Source organism: Aeromonas sp. CA23 (assembly GCF_002587065.1).
GTDB lineage: Bacteria > Pseudomonadota > Gammaproteobacteria > Enterobacterales > Aeromonadaceae > Aeromonas > Aeromonas bestiarum.
The window spans coordinates 1,886,865-1,903,593 of the sequence record NZ_CP023818.1 but is presented as its reverse complement, the minus strand read 5'-3'; the positions used below and the strand labels follow the sequence as shown (position 1 = coordinate 1,903,593).

Sequence of the window (16,729 nt, the reverse complement as noted above, 5' to 3'; positions counted from 1 at the left end):
CTGTTTGGTCCAATACGCCCAGATCCGCGCGCTCGAAGGAGAGCCCATGCACCCGACCCGCGTCTCACTCCTGCTCCTCACCCTGCTGCTGGGGGGCTGCGCCTCGCCCGGTCATCACCAGCTGGGCGCGGCACTGACCGGGCTGGAAGGGGAGCTGCAGCGGCTGGAGGAGGAGCTGGCGGCCATGAACGGCCTCCATTACCAGAAGGCGATAGACGCACCGCTCAGCCTGCGCCGCGCGCTGGCCACCCCAGCCCAGACGCAAGAGGGCCTGCAGCCGGTGCAGCGCCAGCTGCAGGATGGGCCGCTGCTCAATTACCACTACCGGCTGCCGGATGGCATGGCGACCCTGCCCATCGACAACCCCTGCCTGCGTTACGAATTCGAGCTGCGCCACCTGGGTCGCCTCGGCCAGCTTGCCCTCAGCTGGCAGGGCCGCGACGGCCAGGGTTTCCGCCTGATCCGCCAGAACGACTGCCCCTTCTCCGCCAAAGGCCCGGGTCTGCAGTAGGCCAGGCGCCTGCCCCTATGGTCAGTTGAAAGGGCTGGCCACATCTTGTAGCTTGCCCCCATCCCGTTCCCCCTGCCCCTGGCCGGAGATCTCCCCCATGAAACTGACCCCCCTGTGGCTGGCGCTGTGCAGCCTGCCCGTGCTGGCCTGCGGCCCGGATGGCTGCGAAACGCCGCTCACCCTGCAACTGACCGCCGCCCAGTGCCATCTGAACGGGCTGCCGTTTCTCTCCCCCGATAACGACACCCGCACCAATCTGGCCCTGCTGCTGGCCGATGAGCAGGCCTTCTCACTGCCCGACGGGGCCCTGCCCCTGCCCTTCACGGTCGATGCGCTGATAAGCCCGGCCGTCGGCGACACTGGGCCCGCCGGGCCGGATCCCCTGCTGGCACTGGCCGCCGGTCTCGGCATCGAGGAGAGCACCACCCAGGCAGCTCTGGAGCGTGCCGCCGGCTGGAGCGAGGGGCGCTGCATCAGCAACAATCCCGTCTCTGCCGAAGCCTTCCTGCAGGCACTGGCGCAGACGCCGGCACTCACCGCCAGCGATCGCAGCCAGCTGGCAAGTCAGCGGCTGGCCATGCTGGGTCAGTGCGGTCAGCCGCAGGCTGCGGATCAGGGCACGGCTCAAGACCAAAGCAAGCCAGCGTCGCTGTCGCCCGCCGCCCAGGGTTTCGCCGACTACCTGACCGCCAGCCGGCACTTCTATCAGGGGGAGTTTGCGCAGGCCGACGCCCTGTTTGCCGCCCTCGCCGGGCAGGACCAGCCCTGGCTGAAGGAGACGGCCGATTACATGCGGATCCGGGTCGCCCTCAACCTGTCCCAGCAAAGCGCCTTCGACGACTGGGGCACTCTGGATCGCAACCAGATTGACAAGGCCGCCGTACAACGCAGCGAGCAGCTCATCGGCGACTACCGCGCCCGCTATCCAAAGGGGCGCTATCTGGATTCCGCCACCGGGCTGCTGCGTCGGCTGGCCTGGTTCAAGGGAGACAAGGAGCTGCTGGCGAGTCACTATCTGCAGGCGAGCCAACGGCAAAGCGCGCCGGATCTGGTCAACGAGATCGATCTCAAGCTGCTGATGCAGCCCGGCTTCACCGGCTCGGCGGCCATGCCCATGCTGACCCTGGTGCAGGATCTGCGCCGGCTGCGGATCCATGACAGCTGGGATGAGTGGCAGCCGCTGCAAGCCGCCGAGCTGACGCAGCAGACCTCCCAGTTTGCCAGCAACCCGGCCTGGCTCGCCTATCTGCAGCAGGCCGAGCGTTACTACCTCGCCAAGGACTATGACGCCGTGGTGGCGGCCGCCCCCGCGCTCGGCGCAGGCCCTCTGGATAACCTGGCCTTCAGTCAGCAGGTGTTGAAGGGGATGGCGCTGGCGGCCCGGCAAGCGTGGCCCGCCGCCGAACAACAGTGGCGCGCCCTGCTCGCCAACCAGCCGACCTCCTTGCAGGATCAGCTGTTGCAGCTGGCCCTGGCCATGACGCTGGAACGGGCCGGTCAGCTGGCGCAGATCTTCGCCAAGGAGAGCCCCATCAGGAGCGATCACTACCGCATTCCGCTGCTGGAATATGTGGCGCCCGCACCTCTGCTGCGCCGCATGGCCCGGGATGAACAGGCCTCCGACACCCTGCGCCAGCGCGCCAGCCATACCCTGAGCTACAAGCAGCTGACCCATGGCGACTACCGGGGCTTCCTGCAGGATCTGGCGGGCCGCCCCGCCACGGCGCCGTTCGACTGGCAAGGCAGCCAGGGTTACCAGTGCCCGGCACTGACCTCGGTGGTCACCACCCTGGCCGACAATCCCAGGTCGCCCAAGGCGCTCAACTGCCTGGGCGAGTTCTTCCTGGCACAGGGGCTGGACTGGGATCCCCTGCTGTCACGCCCCGGGGCCGATACCCTGGCGGGCAGTCCGGAGCTGTTTGCCGGCAAGCGGAGCAGCCGCCTCGACTGGTATCAGAGGGTCATTGCCAATCCCAAGGCCGCCAGGGAAGAGAAGGCCTACGCCCTCTATCGCGCCATCAACTGCTACGCCCCGAGCGGCAGCAACGGCTGTGGCAGTCAGCAGGTGTCCGTCAACCAGCGCAAGGCCTGGTTCAACACCCTCAAGCAGCAACACGGGACCAGCCAGTGGGCAAAGCAGCTCAAATATTACTGGTGATGCTGGCCCTGCTCGGCACGGATGCCGGGGCAGCCGTCGAGGCGAGCCAGTATCGGCAGTTCTGGCTGTGGGCCGGGGTCAGACCCCAGCCGGTGCTGCAACAGGCCGAGCGGCTCTATCTGCATCAGGGCGAGATAGGCCCCCTGGACTCAGCCCTGCCCCTGCGTTTTCAGGGGCAGGGCATAGCGCCGAGCAAGCTGCCCGTCGGCGAGCTGTGGCTCGCCTATCGGGTGGAGCGGCTCGACTGGGATGCCAGGCTGCTGCAGAACCTCGAAAACCAGCTGGCAGCCTGGCAGCGAAAGGGCAATGAGGTACGCGGCATCCAGATAGATTTCGATGCCCGCACCCACCGGCTGGACGATTATGGCCAGTTCCTGCGCCAGCTGCGACGCCAGCTGCCCGCCCGCTACGCCATCAGCATCACTGGCCTGCTGGACTGGACCCGTACCGGCGACATAGGGGAGCTGAACGCACTGGCCGGGGTGATCGACGAGATGGTGGTACAGACTTATCGGGGTCGCAGGACGGAACCCGGCTACGCCCGCTATCTGCAGGCACTGCACCGGCTGACCCTGCCGTTCAAGCTGGGACTGGCCCAGGGGGGAGAGTGGGATCCCGCCTGGGAAACGAGATTGGCGCAGACCCCCGCCTATGGGGGGGTTGTGGTCTTTCTCATCAATCCTCCGCTATCTTGACCGGAGGAGGGATTGACCCGGGCTCGTGGCTGGGCGATAACATTAGCTCTTTTTGAATCCGGTTGCGTGCCATACTTCCTCGTACTGTGATCCCGCAAAGGAGTGCCAAGGATGCAGATCCTGTTGATCGAAGACGATGCCATGCTCAGCTCTGCCCTCTCCAAGGGGCTGAATGAGCACGGTATTGCGCCATCCCAACTGATCCACTGCAAAGAGCTCACCACCCTGCCCACCCTGCTGCGCCAGCAGTCGTTCGATGCCGTCATCTGCCGCCAGTATCGCCATCAGGCTCGCGAAGGGATCCGCCTGCTGCAGGAGGCGCACTATCTGGGCTTGCTCGAACCGGGCTGCGTGCTGTTGTTGCTGGATGAGGATCATGATCTGCTCCAGTATCCCCCCTCGGATCTCTACTTCCCGCTGCACCTGCCCATGCCGTTCACCGCAGAGCAGCTGACGCTCTGCCTGCGCGATCTGGTGCTGCTGACCGGGCTGACCCGCCCCCTGCCCGCCCCGATGAAGCTGAGGGAGTGGCATATCGGCTGCGCCCTGTGTGAAGACCTGCTCTATCAGCAACAGAAACACAGGGAGCTGGGCCCGCTGCTGGACAGGGTCAAGGGCTACATGTTGCTGCAGCAGCAGGACCACTTCCACGCCACCCAGCACTATGCCATGTGCACCACGGAACACGACGCCTGGTGGCCGCGCAAGGGCCTGATCCACTCACTGCTGGGATTGAACAAGCTGGACAGCGCGCGCAAGGATCTGGCCCGCAATCAGGAACGGCTGCCACCCAGCATACAGCTGGAGCTGATGCTGGCCTGCCTGCTGCACGAGTCACAGTGGGAATCTGCCTGGGAGGTGCTCAATCAGTTGCTGCACAAGCAACCCTGGCAGCCCGAGTGGCGCCAGGCCGCCATCCTCTTGGCCCTGCTGCTCAAAGACGAAGGGAAGGCGCTCGAACAGGCCAACGCCCTCAGCCTGCGCTTCTTTTCCGAACACAAGTTCCGGATATCCATCGAGAATTTCATTCTGAACGCCAGTCTGGCGGTGATCTGGCACTACCCCACGGCGGCCCGGATCAGCGCGTTGCAGCAGGAGTATCAGTACCTCAGTCAGGCCGTGACCCTGCGCGCCCATGAGGATGCCTTGCTGCAGGCCCTGATGCTGAGCCTGGATTACCGCTTCGACGAGGCCCTGGTGCTGCTGGCAAGACACCCGCCGGAGGCGGCGCGGGACACACACCTCAACCAGCTGCTCGGTTTTGCCGTCAGCCAGCTCTGCGGCCTGCCCCACCATGCCCAGCGCTACCTGACGCAGCTCAGCCAGTATCAGGCCAGGGTGGCACCGTCCCCCCTGCTCCAGCAGCTGTTCAAGCAGGTGGTCACAGATCAGATGCAACAGCTGGAGCGCCGTGAACAGCGGCTGACCTATCTGCGCCAGGAGCGGCAGAGAGCGACAGTGGCCGCCCAGCATCAGCTCGCCGTACAGTACGCTCTGACCCTGCAGGAGGAGTTTCCGGCGCTGCCCGGCGATGCCTGGCAACTGCTGGAGTTGCTGCAACTGTGCTGGCCCGCCGGCATGCCGGCCCCCAAGGTGGCGCTGCTGGTTGACCGGCTGGAGCGGCGTCTGACCCACAGCGCCTCCTTCATGGAACACCATGCGGCGGCGTACCAGAAGACGCTGCTGCACATCAGGTCACACCTGAACCCCAGATTGCCCACCACGCCGCCCAACTGAGCACGACACAGGTCGGGCTTTGCTATCAGATGCCGAGGCAAAGCCCGGCTTACAACAGTCCCCGCACCAGGATACCGGCGATCAGCAGCGGCGCCACCAGACGCCAGCACCAGAGCAGGCCGAAGCGCAGCAGCGGGGAGAGGCCGGCGGGCAATATGCTGTCTCCCAGTCGCCAGCCCAGCAGCAGGGTCAGCACCAGGCCAAACAGCGGCATCATCAGGTTGGAGGTGAGGTAGTCGAGCAGATCGAAAATCGTCTTGCCAAACAGGGTCAGCTCGCTCCAGGGACCGAATGACAGGCTGACCGGGATGCCGGAGGCCATGATCAGCAAGGTCAGCACCCGGCAGGCGCCACGGCGGGACCAGCCCCACTCCTCGGTGGTGAAGCGCACCAGGTGCTCCAGCATGGAGATGGAGGAGGAGAGCGCCGCCACCAGCAGCAACAGGAAGAACACCACCCCCAGCCCCTGACCAAACGGCAGATGGCTGAACACGGCGGGCATGGTCATGAAGGTGAGCCCTGGCCCGGCGGTCGGGTCAATACCCGTGGACGCCAGCGCCGGGAAGATCATCAGCCCCGCCAGCACAGAGATGAGGCTCGCCAGCGTCACCACCCAGACCCCGGAGCGCAGCACACCCTCGCTGCTCGGCAGGTAGGCGCCATAAGTGGTGTGCACCCCCAGGCCGATGGAGAGGGAGAAGAAGGCCAGCCCCAGCGCATCCAGCACGCTCTGGCCGGTCAGCATGGAGAAGTCCGGCAGCAGCAATTGACGCACCCCGGCCATGGAGCCGGGCATGGAGAGCCCCACCGCCACCAGCAGCAACATCATGATGAAGAGGGCCGGCATCATCCAGCGCAGCGCCCGCTCCACTCCCTTCTGAATACCCCCCTGCACGAACCACCAGGTCAGCCCGGCAAACACCAGATGGGTCAGCACGGGCCACCAGGGGTCACTGACATAGCCGTTGAACAGGGCGGTCAGCGCCGAACCCTCGCTCAGGTTGAGCTTGCCCGCCACAGCCAGCGCCGCATAGCCCACGGTCCAGCCGCCGACCACGCTGTAGAAGCTGTAGATGAAGAAGCCGCACAGTATTCCCATGTAGCCCATCCAGCGCCAGTTAGGCCCCACCAGCTTGTTGAAGGCGCCGAGTACCCCGCGCTGGCTGCGGCTGCCGAGCAGGGTCTCACCCACCAGCACGGCCACCCCCAGGGTGAAGCTGAACAGCAGGAACACCAGCAGGAAGGCGCCACCACCGTTGGTGGCCGTCACATAGGGAAACTTCCAGATGGCGCCGAGGCCGATGGCCGTGCCGGCCGCCGCCAACACATGACCTAGACGGGAAGACCACTGAACCTGGCTCATACAACCTCCGGGGAAGACAACATCGAATCGATACTCCATGGCTGACAACATAATACGTAACAACAAAAAAGGCCGCCTGGTGGCGACCTTTGCAATGAACATTCAGACAAACTGCGCGTGCAAGGTCACCTCTCTTGCGAGCTAAAAAATCGGCCGGACAGCGCGAAAATGGGTGACATGGATAAGGTGACCTGAACGCCAAAAAGGAGCCACAGCCTAAACCATGGAAAGAAAAATTGACACATGGTTGATAAAAAATTTTCAATCTGGCTGAAAAATCGGCGCAGCCCGCTCTCCATGCAGGAAAAATGCGCACCGCGCCTCGCTCGGCCAATCCATTGAACGATAATAGTCTTAGCCTTTGTGGGCACATTAGCCGCCGAAACAGGGGGCAACACGCCCCTCCCCCGCGTTGCGGGCAGGCCAGTGTCCCTGATCAGCATGGATGCACAGACGTGACGCACCGGACAGGATACCGCATGAAATGGACGCTTCTCCCCTGGCTACTGCTGGGCAGCCTGACCCTGTCGGCGCAACCCGCCCTGACCCTGCTCAGCCATGAGCTGCCCCCCTTCACCCAGTCCCGTGATGGCCAGCTCGGCGGGCTGGCCGTTCGGCTGGTGCGGGAAGCCCAGCAGGAGATGGGGGTCAACTACCCCATCAAGCTCTATCCCTTGAAGCGGGCGCTGGCCCTGACCCGGGCCGAGCCGGGTTTTGCCATGTTCGTGGTGCTGCGCACGCCCCAGCGGGAAGCCCAGTTCAAGTGGGTGGGGCCGCTGTTTCTGAACCGGGTGCTGATCTACCAGGCCAGGGGCAGCCAGCCGCTGACCGACCTGGCCCAGTTGCGCCAGCTGGAGCGGGTCGGCGTCCTGCTCGGCAGTGCCGATGACGAGCGGCTGACCCATGAGGGCTATGCCAATCTGGTGCGCTACAAGACGGTCGAGGAGGCCGTCGAGCGGCTGGTGCTCGGCAAGATAGATGCCTTCCCGATGGGCGATCTGATCATGAGCGCCACCCTGGACCAGATGGGCTTCTCCCCGCGCAGCGTAGTGAGCTCAGAAGTGCTGCTGCACGAGTCCTGGCTCTACATCGCCTTCTCCAAAAGCGAGGATGACGCCGTGATCGCCCGCTGGCAGGCCGCCATCGACAAGGTCAAAGCCAGACATGGACAGGCGCAGCCGCCCGCCCAACCCTGAATCCTTTACACCAGCCCCCGCACCAGGCCCCCACTGATCCGCAGCGGTGCCAGCCAGAAGTCGCCAACCCTAGTTACACTAATCCCCGCACCAGGATGCCGCCGATCAGCAAGGGGGCCAGCCAGCGCCAGCAGCCCATCACCAGGGTGCGCCAGTGCTGTGCCAATCCACGGGGCAGCGCCTGCTGACCCAGTTTCCAGCCCAGCAACAGAGTGAGCGCCAGCCCGAACATGGGCATCATCAGGTTGGAGGTGACAAAGTCGAGCAGCTCGAAGATGTTCTTGCCAAACAGGGTCACCTCAGCCCAGGGGCCGAACGACAGGCTGACCGGGATGCCGTTCACCATCACCAGCAGAGTAATCAGGCCACAGGCCGCGCGACGCGACCAGCCAAAGCTCTCGCAGATAAAGCACTGAAGGTGCTCCAGCAGCGAGATGGCCGAGGAGAGCGCAGCCACCACCAGCAGGGAGAAGAAGATCACCGCCAGCCCCTGGCCGAACGGCAACAGCTGGAACACGGCCGGCATGGTCATGAAGGTGAGCCCCGGGCCAGCGGCGGGATCTATGCCAGTCGCCGCCAGCACAGGGAATATCATCAAGCCCGCCAGCACGGCGATCAGACTCGCCAGCAGCACCACCCAGAGGCTGGAACGGCCGACCCCGTCGCTGGAAGGCAAGTAGGCGCCATAGGTGGTGTGAATGCCCAGGCCAATGGAGAGGGAGAAGAAGGCCAGCCCCATGGCATCGAGCACCCCGGACATGCCGAGCTTGCTGAAGTCCGGCATCAGGAAGTGGCGCACCCCGGCCATGGCGTTGGGCAGAGTGAGGCCGAAGGCCACCAGCAGCAGTATCATGATGAACAGGGCCGGCATCATCCAGCGCAGGGTGCGTTCCACCCCCTGCTGCACGCCGCCCTGCACGAACCACCAGGTGAGCCCGGCAAACAACAGGTGGGTCAGCACGGGCCAGAGCGGATCGCCGACATAGTCGTTGAAACGGGCAGTCAGCGCGGCGCCATCCCCATGTTGCAGGCTACCCGCCAGCGCCATGCCGGTGTAACCCAGGGTCCAGCCCCCCACCACGCTGTAGAAGCTGAAGATGAGCAGGCTGCAGAGCAGCCCCATGGCCCCGACCCAGCGCCAGCGCTTGCCCATCAGGGCGCTAAACGCCCCCACCACACCACGGCGGCTCAGGCTGCCGAGCAGCGTCTCCCCCATCAGCACGGCCACCCCCAGGGTGAAGCTGAACAGCAAGAACACCAGCAGGAAGGCACCGCCACCGTTGGCGGCCGTCACATAGGGAAACTTCCAGATAGCGCCGAGACCGACGGCGGAGCCTGCGGCGGCCAGGATATAACCGAGCCGGGATGACCATTGGGACTGCTTCATAAGAACTCCAATACAGGTGCCCACCACCTGGGCCCGAAATGGCGCTCAGAGTACGGTCAGGGCCACGCAATCACAACGCCACTTATCTGGCTAAAAAACGATTTATTGGCATCATTGCCTAATTAAATTCGATTTAACGCGCTATCGTGCCAACAAATAAAAACCGGAGCATTTTTGCTCCGGTTCTGGCTGTCATGAGTGCGCGTTTTGGGACTAGATAACCCCCAGCTCCCGCAGCCGCTCCATCAGGTAGCTGTGGGCGGTGTGACGCTCGGAGAGCACCACGTCCGGCCGCGGGTGAAGGAACAGCGGCAAGGAGATGCGGGACTTGCTGGCACTGCCGCCGGTCGGGTTGATGACGCGGTGGGTGGTGGAGGGGTAGTAGCCGTGAGAGGCCTCCTGCAGCATGTCACCTATGTTGATGATCAGGGTGCCAAAATCGCACGGCACGTCCATCCACTCCCCGTCGGATCCCTTCACCTGCAGGCCCGGCTCGTTGGCGGCGGGCAGTAGGGTCAGCAGGTTGATGTCTTCATGGGCGGCGGCGCGGATGGCACCCGGCGCCTCTGTGCCATCGAACGGCGGATAGTGCAGCACCCGCAGCAGGGTCTTCTGGCTCTCTTCGATCATGGAGGAGAGCGGGCAGCTGTAGTGGGCGGCGATGTCGGCCGGAGTGTATTGCTCCACCCAGCCCAGCAGCTCGGCGGCGAGATCGTTGGCGAGGCGATAGTACTCCATCGCCTGCGCCTTCAGCTCTTCCGGCATCTGGCCCCAGGGATAAATATGGAAGTACTCCTTGATGTCCTTCTGGCTGTGACCCTTGGCCACCTCGGACACCGACGGCGGGAAGTAGCCATCCTGGGTCTCGCGGTTGAACAGGAAATCCTGCTTCTGTTCGCTCATGAAGAAGCGATACCAGTTGTCATAGATGGACTGCACCAGCTCTTTCGGGATGGGGTGGTGGGTCAGCACGCCAAAGCCGGTGGTACGCAGGGATTCGGTGAAGCGCTGCGCCGCATCGGGCGAGCGGTAATCGACGGTCAGGACTTTCATTATTTTTGTTACGCGCCAGTTAAAAGATGGCGCAGTTTACCTCGCCCATGACCACAAGGAAAGTGAGCCGCCCCTCCCGCCCCGGCCCGTCGCCAATAGTGACAAAAACGTCAGAAAACAGCGCCAGCCAAGACCCGCGCTCATCCCTTGTCCTGACCCGGCATCCTCACTAGAATGCCCCCATCATCCATGCTGGAGCCCGTTTATGTCCCCCAAGATCCTGTTGCTGACCCTGCCCTTCCTGCTCGCCGGTTGCAGCTCGCTGTCGGAAGAGGAGTGCCGCGCCATGAGCTGGTACAACCTGGGTTATCAGGATGGGGAGCAGGGCAAGACCCGTCAGGCGACCCGTGACTATGTGTCGACCTGTGGCGAATACGGCCTCAAGGTGGATGAAGCCGAGTGGAAGCGGGGCTATGCCAAGGGGCTGGAGCTCTACTGCATTCCCGAACTCGCCTACAGCAAGGGCAAGTCAGGCGCCGAGTATCTGGGGGTCTGCCCCAACGATGCCAGCTTCCTCACCCAGTACGATCGCGGGCGCAAGGAGTACCTGCTGGAGAAGCAGCTCAGCGAGATCAAGAGCGACATGGAGCAGACAGAGCGCGACATCGAGACACTGGAGCGGCAGATCCGCAACGAAAACGACAGCAAGCAGCGCGACTACTACCGGGCCCAGCGCGAGCGCGCCATCCGCCATTACGAGGGGCTGCGCCGCGACTATAACCGGATCCGTTTCCCGGACCGGGTGATCCAGTTCTCCTTCGGCAATTAAGACTCACCACCGAATACAACCGGAACTGCCTCCTGGGCCGGCTGACCCTCTTATCTTCCTGACATTGATGCAAAAGGGGCCACCCTGGCTATTTTACAGCCAGGGTGGCCCCTTTCCTCTGGTCACAGACCCTTACGACGGCAGCACCCAGCGCTGCAACGCCAGCGCTATGCCGTCTTCGTTGTGATCGGCGGTCACCAGGTCGGCATGAGCCTGGACATGGGTGGCGGCATTGCCCATGGCGACCGCCAGCCCTACCTGTTCGAACATGCTGATGTCGTTGTTGTTATCACCAAACGCCACCACGTTTTCCATCGCTATCCCCTCGCTCTCCGCCCACCGGGCCAGCCGGTTGCCCTTGCTGCAACCGGGTTGCACCAGCTCCACCGCATAGGGCGCCGCCCAGTCACGGGTAAAGGGCATGGCCTCGACCACCTCCCCCATGAACTGATGCAGGCGGGCGGGATCCTGGTTGAACAGCTCCAGCTTCCAGATCGGATTCTTCAGCCAGCTCGCCAGATCGTCCGCAGGCAGCAGAGATATCTTGAGATGATCCGGCTGATTGGCCGACCAGTGGCGCATCCGGGTGATGTGATCCTCACAGCCGATATAACCGATCCCTTCGCTCAGGTGGAACAGGGCGCCCATCTGCTGCGCCTCGACCTGGGCCAACAGCTCGGTGAGCGGGGCCACCGCCAGCGGATCTCCCGCCAGGATCTTCTCCTGCACCGGATCATAGAGGTAGGCACCGTTGCTGCAGATGATGGGGGTATCGAGGGCCAGCTCGTGATGGAAGGGACGGGCCGTCATGAAGTGGCGCCCCGTCACCAGCAGCACCTTGATGCCGTGGGCCCGCGCCTGGGCCAGCGCGGCCCGGGTGGCGGACGAGATCTTGTGATCCCGGGTCAGCAGGGTACCGTCCATATCTAACGCAATAGCCTGGTAACTACTCATATCACCTCCAACATCGGACACGAATACAAAGAGCCATACCGTCCCAGAGTCGGCGCCACGATGCAAGTCCGGCCCGCCATCCCGTCGCCGAACGGTGATCTCGTCAACCAGCTTCGACCTGGACGTCGAGCCGCTCCCGCCGGTCTGCCGCCCGGCGCAGGCCATAGAAGCCGACGGCACAGAGCAGGCCAGAGATCGCGGCCAGGTAGAAGGGCCACTCTGTGCCCGCCAGCAGCACCAGACTGCCCACCAGCACGGCCAGGATCTCGCTGCCCACCGCCAGGCCTCGGTAGATCCCCATCGCCTGCCCCTGCTGCTCGGCATGGCTGCGGTTGGAGACCGCCACCGAGGTCGCCAGCTCCCCCAGGCTCATGCCGATGCCGGCGGGGATGAAGGTGAGTGCCAGACCCCACCAGTGGCCCGGCAGCACGAACATCAGCATGCCCGCCGCCATCACCAGATGACCGACTATCCCCAAGCTGCTGCCCCGCCAGTGGCGGGAGAGACGGGATCCCAGCCAGGATCCCGCCATCATGGGCACGCTCACCAGCACGGCCGCCTGCGCCAGCTGGACCGGACCCCAGGCCAGCCGCTCCACCAGCCAGACGTTGAAGTAGGTGAAATAGAGCTGCACGGCCCCATAGCTGAGCAGGGTCAGCACGAAGTAGGGCAGCAGGGCCGGTTGCAGCAACAGCTGACGGGAAGAGAACGAAGGCGCCTGCTGCTGGCTGGCAACCGGCGCCTGATTGGGCAACAGCCAGAGCACCAGCAGCAGGTTGACCAGGGTCATGGCCACCGCCAGCCAGGCGGCCAGGCTGTAATCCCCCGATACCACGGCGGCATAACCGCCGATCATGGGGCCCAGCACCCAGCCCAGATTCATGCCTATGTTGATCCAGGCGAAACTGCGTGCCTTGGTCTTGGTGGTGCTCATGTCCGCCGCCATGGCCTGCACTATGGCGATGTCGCCATTGAAGAAACCCTCCACCACCCGGCTCAGCAACAGCAGTGGCAGGGATCGCCAGGCGATCCCCAGCGCCATCAGGGCATAACCGGCCAGCACGCCGACCAGACAGACCGTCAGTATCGGCTTGCGGCCGTGGCGGTCCGAGAGTCGCCCCAGCCAGGGGGCGCCCACCAGTTGAAACAGCGGATAGAGCCCCATAATGACACCCAGCCACACCTTGCGACTCCAGTCCGACGCCTGTGGCGTCAACATGCCCTGCGCCGGATCCAGCATCAGCGGCGCCAGCACGGGCGAGGGCAGGCTGAACCCCGCCACCGCCAATGTCACCGTCATCACCAATACCCAGAGGGTCGCCCGTCCCTTGATCCCATCCATGTCAGCCTCATTAAATAAAGTCATTGGTTTATTTATACTGGGCAAGGTGCATTATTAAGTAAAGTGAATTATTGATTTAAAGGAGGCCGCTATCCATAATGACCCCATGAACGCCAGCAACGACAAGCTCCCGCGCCTGCTCGAGATGCAATGGATCCCCGGATCCAACGCCTGTCGATAGCGAGAGCCACTGAATGAACGCCAGCACCGACAAGATACCGTTTCTGCTCGAGATGCGATGGATCCCCCGGATCCACCGCCTGCCGATAGCGAGAGCCGCCGAATGAACGCCAGCACCGACAAGATACTGTTTCTGCTCAAGAGCCACGGGCCCCAGAGCGCAGCCGCGCTGGGAGAGCAGTTGCAGATGACCTCCATGGGCGCCCGCCAGCATCTGATTGCGCTGGAGGCCGACGGCTGGGTGGGTTTCAGCGATGAAGCCCGCGGCCGCGGCCGTCCCGTGCGCCTGTGGCACCTGACCGAGCAGGCCTGGCAGCGCTTCCCCGATACCCACAGCGAGCTGACGCTGCAGCTTATCGACAATATCCAGCAGTTGTTTGGCGAGGTCGGCATGGAGCGGTTGATCCAGCAACGGGAGCAGCAACAGCTGGGTCGTTATCAGGCACAGCTGACCCAGCCGGCGCTGGCCGACAGGCTGACCGCCCTGAAAGAGCAGCGCACGCGAGAGGGCTATATGGCGGACATGTGCCAGGAGGAGGACGGCAGCTGGCTGTTGTGGGAGAGTCACTGCCCCATCTGCGCCGCGGCGCGGGCCTGCCGGGGCTTTTGTCGCAGCGAATTGGAGATGTTTCGCCAGTTGCTGGCGCCGGCCGGGGTGGAGCGGGAGCAATACCTGCTGGACGGGGATCACCGCTGTCTCTACCGCATCACGCCGCCGAATCCTTGATCACTGAATGCCAGAAGCAACAAAGCAGGCGCCGGGATGCCTGCTTTGTTGCCTTCGGGGAGGGGATGCTCTCGTTCCAGCCCGTCGTTTCCCGATAAGGTCGGACGGCTGATGGGGTTCTTGACCCGGTAAGGTCCTTCACCACAGAGACCGGGTTGGGTTTCTGTCTTGCCACCGGAAGATGCAACCATAGTATCCCTCCCGGCGCGGTGAGTGGTTGCGAAGTAGCATGTCTTTTCAGTTGTTTTTGCAATAGTTCACCCTTAATCTAGGAAAAGTGAATTAGTAATTGCAACGAGGAACGGAGAATGCTGAAACTTGATCGCATAGACAGGCATATTCTGGAGTTGATGCAGGAAAATGGCCGCATCAGCAACCTAGAGCTGGCCGAGCTGGTCGGGCTCTCCCCTTCCCCCTGCTCCCGCCGGGTCAAGGCGCTGGAGGATGCCGGTCTCATCGATACCCACGTCACCCTGCTCAACGCCCGCCAGCTGGGGCTCACCCTCACCGCCTACATTCATATCTCCATGGACAGACACACCCCAGAGCGGTTCGAGAATTTCGACAAGGCCATCAAGGAGCTGCCAGAGGTGCTCGAATGCGACCTCATCACCGGCAACGACGCCGACTACCAGCTCAAGGTGGTGGTGCGGGACATGGAACACTACCAGCACTTCCTGCTGGACAAGCTGACCCACATTCCGGGGGTGACCGGGGTGCGTTCCAGCTTCGTGCTGCGGCGCATCAAGCACAAGACGGCGCTGCCGCTCAATCATCTGGGGTAGGGTCTGATGGCAGAGCGGCACGCCCTCTCTGCCATCACGACAAAACCGATAACAACAAAAAGAGGAGGCCTGGGCCTCCTCTTTTTCATTTTTGCTTGCTCGATGGCGCGTCTGTCAGACCGCAACCTGACTGACATCCTGCACCTGCAAGAGCCAGCCGGCCTGCTCCTGCTGGGGCTCGCCGCTGACCCGCAGCCGCTCGCCGGTTGGCACCCACTGCCCCTGGGGCAGGGCGACCAGCAGGCTCTCGCTGCCGTTGTCGAACAGCCAGCGATCTTCGCCCAGCGACTCGATCAGATAACCTTCCATCTCCACTCTGGACTCGGCTTGCCAGGATGGCGCAACGGAATCACGGCTCTCGATGAAATCCCCCTGAACACCAAAACTGGCCAGCCCCCACAGAATGGAGAGCCCGACCAAGGATGTTTGCATCTTGTCTCTCCTCTTTTGGAACTGTGGGGCCAGTATGGGAAGAGAAAACTGAGTGCACCATGAACAAGGTGGCAAAGTGCAGGCGAGATCGCGAAAAAAACCGGCCAACTGGCCGGTTGTGTCATTTTATGGCGTCTGGATCACACTATTTGGCGGCTTCCTCTGCCATCCGCTCGGCTCTTGGCTTATTCGTCCACATGGCAACACCGCGATGATCCGCGCAGATCCCCTCTTCGACCACGGCCCTGACCCGGGTACCGTCCTTGCAGATCGCCTGCCAGGCATCGGCATCGTCGATGGCCATCGAAGGGGCATGGGAACCGGAACTGCAGGCGGTCAGCAACAGGGCAAACAGGGGCAACAGGATTTTCATGGGGTGGATCCTCAGGCTGTATGGGTCGGCTGCACTCAGCGCCCCAGTTGCGCCGAGATGCGATCGCAGAGCTGCTTGAGCTGGGCCAGTTCAGCATCGGCCAGATCCACCTGATTGCGCAAGTTGTCCGCCAGGCAGCACTCCTTGACCTCCAGTTGCAGCTGGCGCCCCGCTTCGGTCAGGCCGATGCATTTTTGCCGCTCATCCTCGCTGGAGACGGTGCGGGTCAGCCAGCCCTTGCTCTCCAGTCGCTTGACGATGGGGGTCAGGGTCCCCGCATCCAGCCCTGTCTCCTGCCCTATCTCCTTGAGACTGACCTCGTCCCGCGCCCACAGCGACAGCATCACCAGGTACTGGGTGTAGGTGAGATCCAGCTTGTCCAGCAGCGGCCGGTAGGCCCGCATCACGGCATTGGAGGCGCTGTAGAGGGCAAAACAGACCTGCTTTTTCAATTCACTCATGGGGGCACCTCGCTGACAACTGGGGCCAGTATACCTCAGGAAAATTGGGGGTCGAATAATTTGCACACAAAACAGTTGTCAGCCTCCGCTTTCGGGATTAGTCTGAATTTAACTTGCACACAAAACAAATCCGAGACCCCGACATGAAGACACTCTATCGCACTCAAGCCATCGCCCAGGCTGGCCGCAACGGTGAGGTTCACACCCTGGACAACAGCCTGCAGCTGGCACTGGCCCTGCCGACCGCCCTCGGCGGCAACGGCAAGGGCAACAACCCGGAACAACTGCTGGCCGCCGGTTATGCCGCCTGCTTCTCCAACGCGCTGATCCACGTGGCCCAAAAACTCGGCACGCTCCTCTCCAGCGCCCCCGTCACCGCCGGCGTCGAATTGCTGGTGCTGGCCGATGGTCGCTTCAACTTCGCCATCACGCTGGACGTGGCGCTCGCCGCAGCGCAGCCTGAACAGACGGCGCAGGCCGAGCAGATAGTGCGGCTGGCCCATCAGACCTGCCCCTTCTCCAACGCCATGCGGGGCAATGTCGTCACCCGGTTGCTGCTCAACGGCACCCCGCTGGATGAGACAGCGTGAACGAGTTCAGCCTCAA

The 16,729-nt window shown here is 63.3% G+C and carries 18 protein-coding genes; 9 read left to right on the top strand and 9 right to left on the bottom strand.

The window, feature by feature from the left end:
- The first annotated feature begins 46 nt into the window (after positions 1-46).
- The 4 genes from CK910_RS09100 to CK910_RS09085 all read left to right on the top strand — a co-directional run bounded on the left by CK910_RS09100 (position 47) and on the right by CK910_RS09085 (position 5,101).
- Positions 47-511 (top strand): hypothetical protein, encoded by a 465-nt coding sequence (locus CK910_RS09100; protein ID WP_098982391.1) that lies wholly within the window; start codon positions 47-49, stop codon positions 509-511.
- 97 nt (positions 512-608) lie between these two features.
- Positions 609-2,669 carry a hypothetical protein gene (locus tag CK910_RS09095; protein WP_098982389.1) on the top strand — a complete coding sequence of 687 codons (2,061 nt, stop codon included), beginning with the start codon at positions 609-611 and terminating at the stop codon, positions 2,667-2,669.
- Positions 2,639-3,364 carry a DUF3142 domain-containing protein gene (locus CK910_RS09090; RefSeq protein ID WP_098982387.1) on the top strand — a complete coding sequence of 242 codons (726 nt, stop codon included), beginning with the start codon at positions 2,639-2,641 and terminating at the stop codon, positions 3,362-3,364. The genes CK910_RS09095 and CK910_RS09090 overlap by 31 nt, the downstream gene beginning before the upstream one ends.
- Before the next feature lie 111 nt (positions 3,365-3,475).
- A complete protein-coding gene (locus CK910_RS09085; protein ID WP_098982384.1) occupies positions 3,476-5,101 on the top strand; it encodes a hypothetical protein in 1,626 nt (541 codons plus the stop codon).
- Between the two features lie 49 nt (positions 5,102-5,150).
- On the opposite strand, the gene CK910_RS09080 is transcribed toward CK910_RS09085, so the two are convergent.
- Entirely contained in the window at positions 5,151-6,464 is a 1,314-nt protein-coding gene (locus tag CK910_RS09080; RefSeq protein ID WP_043557400.1) for a sodium-dependent transporter, read from the bottom strand.
- Positions 6,465-6,943: 479 nt separating this feature from the next.
- On the opposite strand from CK910_RS09080, the gene CK910_RS09075 reads away from it, so the two are divergent.
- Positions 6,944-7,660, top strand: a complete 717-nt coding sequence (locus CK910_RS09075; RefSeq protein WP_098982382.1) for a substrate-binding periplasmic protein — start codon at positions 6,944-6,946, stop codon at positions 7,658-7,660.
- 73 nt (positions 7,661-7,733) lie between these two features.
- Here the strand turns inward: CK910_RS09075 and CK910_RS09070 are convergent, their stop codons facing one another.
- Both CK910_RS09070 and CK910_RS09065 read right to left on the bottom strand, forming a co-directional pair.
- Positions 7,734-9,047: a sodium-dependent transporter gene (locus CK910_RS09070; protein ID WP_098982379.1), complete on the bottom strand. Its 1,314-nt coding sequence runs from the start codon at positions 9,045-9,047 to the stop codon at positions 7,734-7,736.
- A 213-nt stretch (positions 9,048-9,260) separates the two neighbouring features.
- A complete protein-coding gene (locus CK910_RS09065; protein WP_098982377.1) occupies positions 9,261-10,100 on the bottom strand; it encodes an isopenicillin N synthase family dioxygenase in 840 nt (279 codons plus the stop codon).
- A 205-nt stretch (positions 10,101-10,305) separates the two neighbouring features.
- Here CK910_RS09065 and CK910_RS09060 point away from each other — a divergent pair, with 205 nt between their 5' ends.
- Entirely contained in the window at positions 10,306-10,869 is a 564-nt protein-coding gene (locus CK910_RS09060; protein WP_043138627.1) for a DUF2799 domain-containing protein, read from the top strand.
- A 132-nt stretch (positions 10,870-11,001) separates the two neighbouring features.
- Here the strand turns inward: CK910_RS09060 and CK910_RS09055 are convergent, their stop codons facing one another.
- Positions 11,002-11,823 (bottom strand): Cof-type HAD-IIB family hydrolase, encoded by an 822-nt coding sequence (locus tag CK910_RS09055; RefSeq protein ID WP_098982375.1) that lies wholly within the window; start codon positions 11,821-11,823, stop codon positions 11,002-11,004.
- A gap of 103 nt (positions 11,824-11,926) precedes the next feature.
- Positions 11,927-13,165: an MFS transporter gene (locus CK910_RS09050; RefSeq protein ID WP_098982372.1), complete on the bottom strand. Its 1,239-nt coding sequence runs from the start codon at positions 13,163-13,165 to the stop codon at positions 11,927-11,929.
- 283 nt (positions 13,166-13,448) lie between these two features.
- On the opposite strand from CK910_RS09050, the gene CK910_RS09045 reads away from it, so the two are divergent.
- The gene (locus tag CK910_RS09045) at positions 13,449-14,072 is read left to right on the top strand and encodes a helix-turn-helix transcriptional regulator (RefSeq protein WP_098982369.1); all 624 of its coding nucleotides are present in this window, start codon (positions 13,449-13,451) and stop codon (positions 14,070-14,072) included.
- Here CK910_RS09045 and CK910_RS23665 read toward each other — a convergent pair.
- On the bottom strand, positions 14,045-14,263 hold the full coding sequence (locus CK910_RS23665) for a hypothetical protein (protein WP_157774605.1): 219 nt from the start codon (positions 14,261-14,263) through the stop codon (positions 14,045-14,047). The genes CK910_RS09045 and CK910_RS23665 overlap by 28 nt on opposite strands.
- A gap of 117 nt (positions 14,264-14,380) precedes the next feature.
- Between CK910_RS23665 and CK910_RS09040 the strand changes: the two genes are divergently transcribed.
- Positions 14,381-14,857: an Lrp/AsnC family transcriptional regulator gene (locus CK910_RS09040; RefSeq protein ID WP_005318665.1), complete on the top strand. Its 477-nt coding sequence runs from the start codon at positions 14,381-14,383 to the stop codon at positions 14,855-14,857.
- 114 nt (positions 14,858-14,971) lie between these two features.
- Here CK910_RS09040 and CK910_RS09035 read toward each other — a convergent pair whose 3' ends face one another.
- From CK910_RS09035 to CK910_RS09025, 3 genes are all read right to left on the bottom strand, one after another.
- On the bottom strand, positions 14,972-15,289 hold the full coding sequence (locus tag CK910_RS09035; protein WP_042865582.1) for a hypothetical protein: 318 nt from the start codon (positions 15,287-15,289) through the stop codon (positions 14,972-14,974).
- 145 nt (positions 15,290-15,434) lie between these two features.
- Positions 15,435-15,662, bottom strand: a complete 228-nt coding sequence (locus CK910_RS09030) for a hypothetical protein (protein WP_098982366.1) — start codon at positions 15,660-15,662, stop codon at positions 15,435-15,437.
- 35 nt (positions 15,663-15,697) lie between these two features.
- Positions 15,698-16,123 carry a MarR family winged helix-turn-helix transcriptional regulator gene (locus tag CK910_RS09025; RefSeq protein ID WP_098982364.1) on the bottom strand — a complete coding sequence of 142 codons (426 nt, stop codon included), beginning with the start codon at positions 16,121-16,123 and terminating at the stop codon, positions 15,698-15,700.
- A gap of 143 nt (positions 16,124-16,266) precedes the next feature.
- On the opposite strand from CK910_RS09025, the gene CK910_RS09020 reads away from it, so the two are divergent.
- The gene (locus tag CK910_RS09020) at positions 16,267-16,713 is read left to right on the top strand and encodes an organic hydroperoxide resistance protein (protein ID WP_172955277.1); all 447 of its coding nucleotides are present in this window, start codon (positions 16,267-16,269) and stop codon (positions 16,711-16,713) included.
- Positions 16,714-16,729: the final 16 nt, after the last annotated feature.

What these genes read in the sequence shown, in the direction of transcription:
- CK910_RS09020 (WP_172955277.1), top strand. Translation starts at nt 16,267, where the DNA reads ATGAAGACACTCTATCGCACTCAAGCCATCGCCCAGGCTGGCCGCAAC.
- CK910_RS09045 (WP_098982369.1), top strand. Translation starts at nt 13,449, where the DNA reads ATGAACGCCAGCACCGACAAGATACTGTTTCTGCTCAAGAGCCACGGG.
- CK910_RS09085 (WP_098982384.1), top strand. Translation starts at nt 3,476, where the DNA reads ATGCAGATCCTGTTGATCGAAGACGATGCCATGCTCAGCTCTGCCCTC.
- CK910_RS23665 (WP_157774605.1), bottom strand. Translation starts at nt 14,263, where the DNA reads ATGGTTGCATCTTCCGGTGGCAAGACAGAAACCCAACCCGGTCTCTGT.
- CK910_RS09065 (WP_098982377.1), bottom strand. Translation starts at nt 10,100, where the DNA reads ATGAAAGTCCTGACCGTCGATTACCGCTCGCCCGATGCGGCGCAGCGC.
- CK910_RS09070 (WP_098982379.1), bottom strand. Translation starts at nt 9,047, where the DNA reads ATGAAGCAGTCCCAATGGTCATCCCGGCTCGGTTATATCCTGGCCGCC.
- CK910_RS09035 (WP_042865582.1), bottom strand. Translation starts at nt 15,289, where the DNA reads ATGCAAACATCCTTGGTCGGGCTCTCCATTCTGTGGGGGCTGGCCAGT.
- CK910_RS09025 (WP_098982364.1), bottom strand. Translation starts at nt 16,123, where the DNA reads ATGAGTGAATTGAAAAAGCAGGTCTGTTTTGCCCTCTACAGCGCCTCC.
- CK910_RS09095 (WP_098982389.1), top strand. Translation starts at nt 609, where the DNA reads ATGAAACTGACCCCCCTGTGGCTGGCGCTGTGCAGCCTGCCCGTGCTG.
- CK910_RS09075 (WP_098982382.1), top strand. Translation starts at nt 6,944, where the DNA reads ATGAAATGGACGCTTCTCCCCTGGCTACTGCTGGGCAGCCTGACCCTG.
- CK910_RS09040 (WP_005318665.1), top strand. Translation starts at nt 14,381, where the DNA reads ATGCTGAAACTTGATCGCATAGACAGGCATATTCTGGAGTTGATGCAG.
- CK910_RS09055 (WP_098982375.1), bottom strand. Translation starts at nt 11,823, where the DNA reads ATGAGTAGTTACCAGGCTATTGCGTTAGATATGGACGGTACCCTGCTG.
- CK910_RS09100 (WP_098982391.1), top strand. Translation starts at nt 47, where the DNA reads ATGCACCCGACCCGCGTCTCACTCCTGCTCCTCACCCTGCTGCTGGGG.
- CK910_RS09060 (WP_043138627.1), top strand. Translation starts at nt 10,306, where the DNA reads ATGTCCCCCAAGATCCTGTTGCTGACCCTGCCCTTCCTGCTCGCCGGT.
- CK910_RS09030 (WP_098982366.1), bottom strand. Translation starts at nt 15,662, where the DNA reads ATGAAAATCCTGTTGCCCCTGTTTGCCCTGTTGCTGACCGCCTGCAGT.
- CK910_RS09050 (WP_098982372.1), bottom strand. Translation starts at nt 13,165, where the DNA reads ATGGATGGGATCAAGGGACGGGCGACCCTCTGGGTATTGGTGATGACG.
- CK910_RS09080 (WP_043557400.1), bottom strand. Translation starts at nt 6,464, where the DNA reads ATGAGCCAGGTTCAGTGGTCTTCCCGTCTAGGTCATGTGTTGGCGGCG.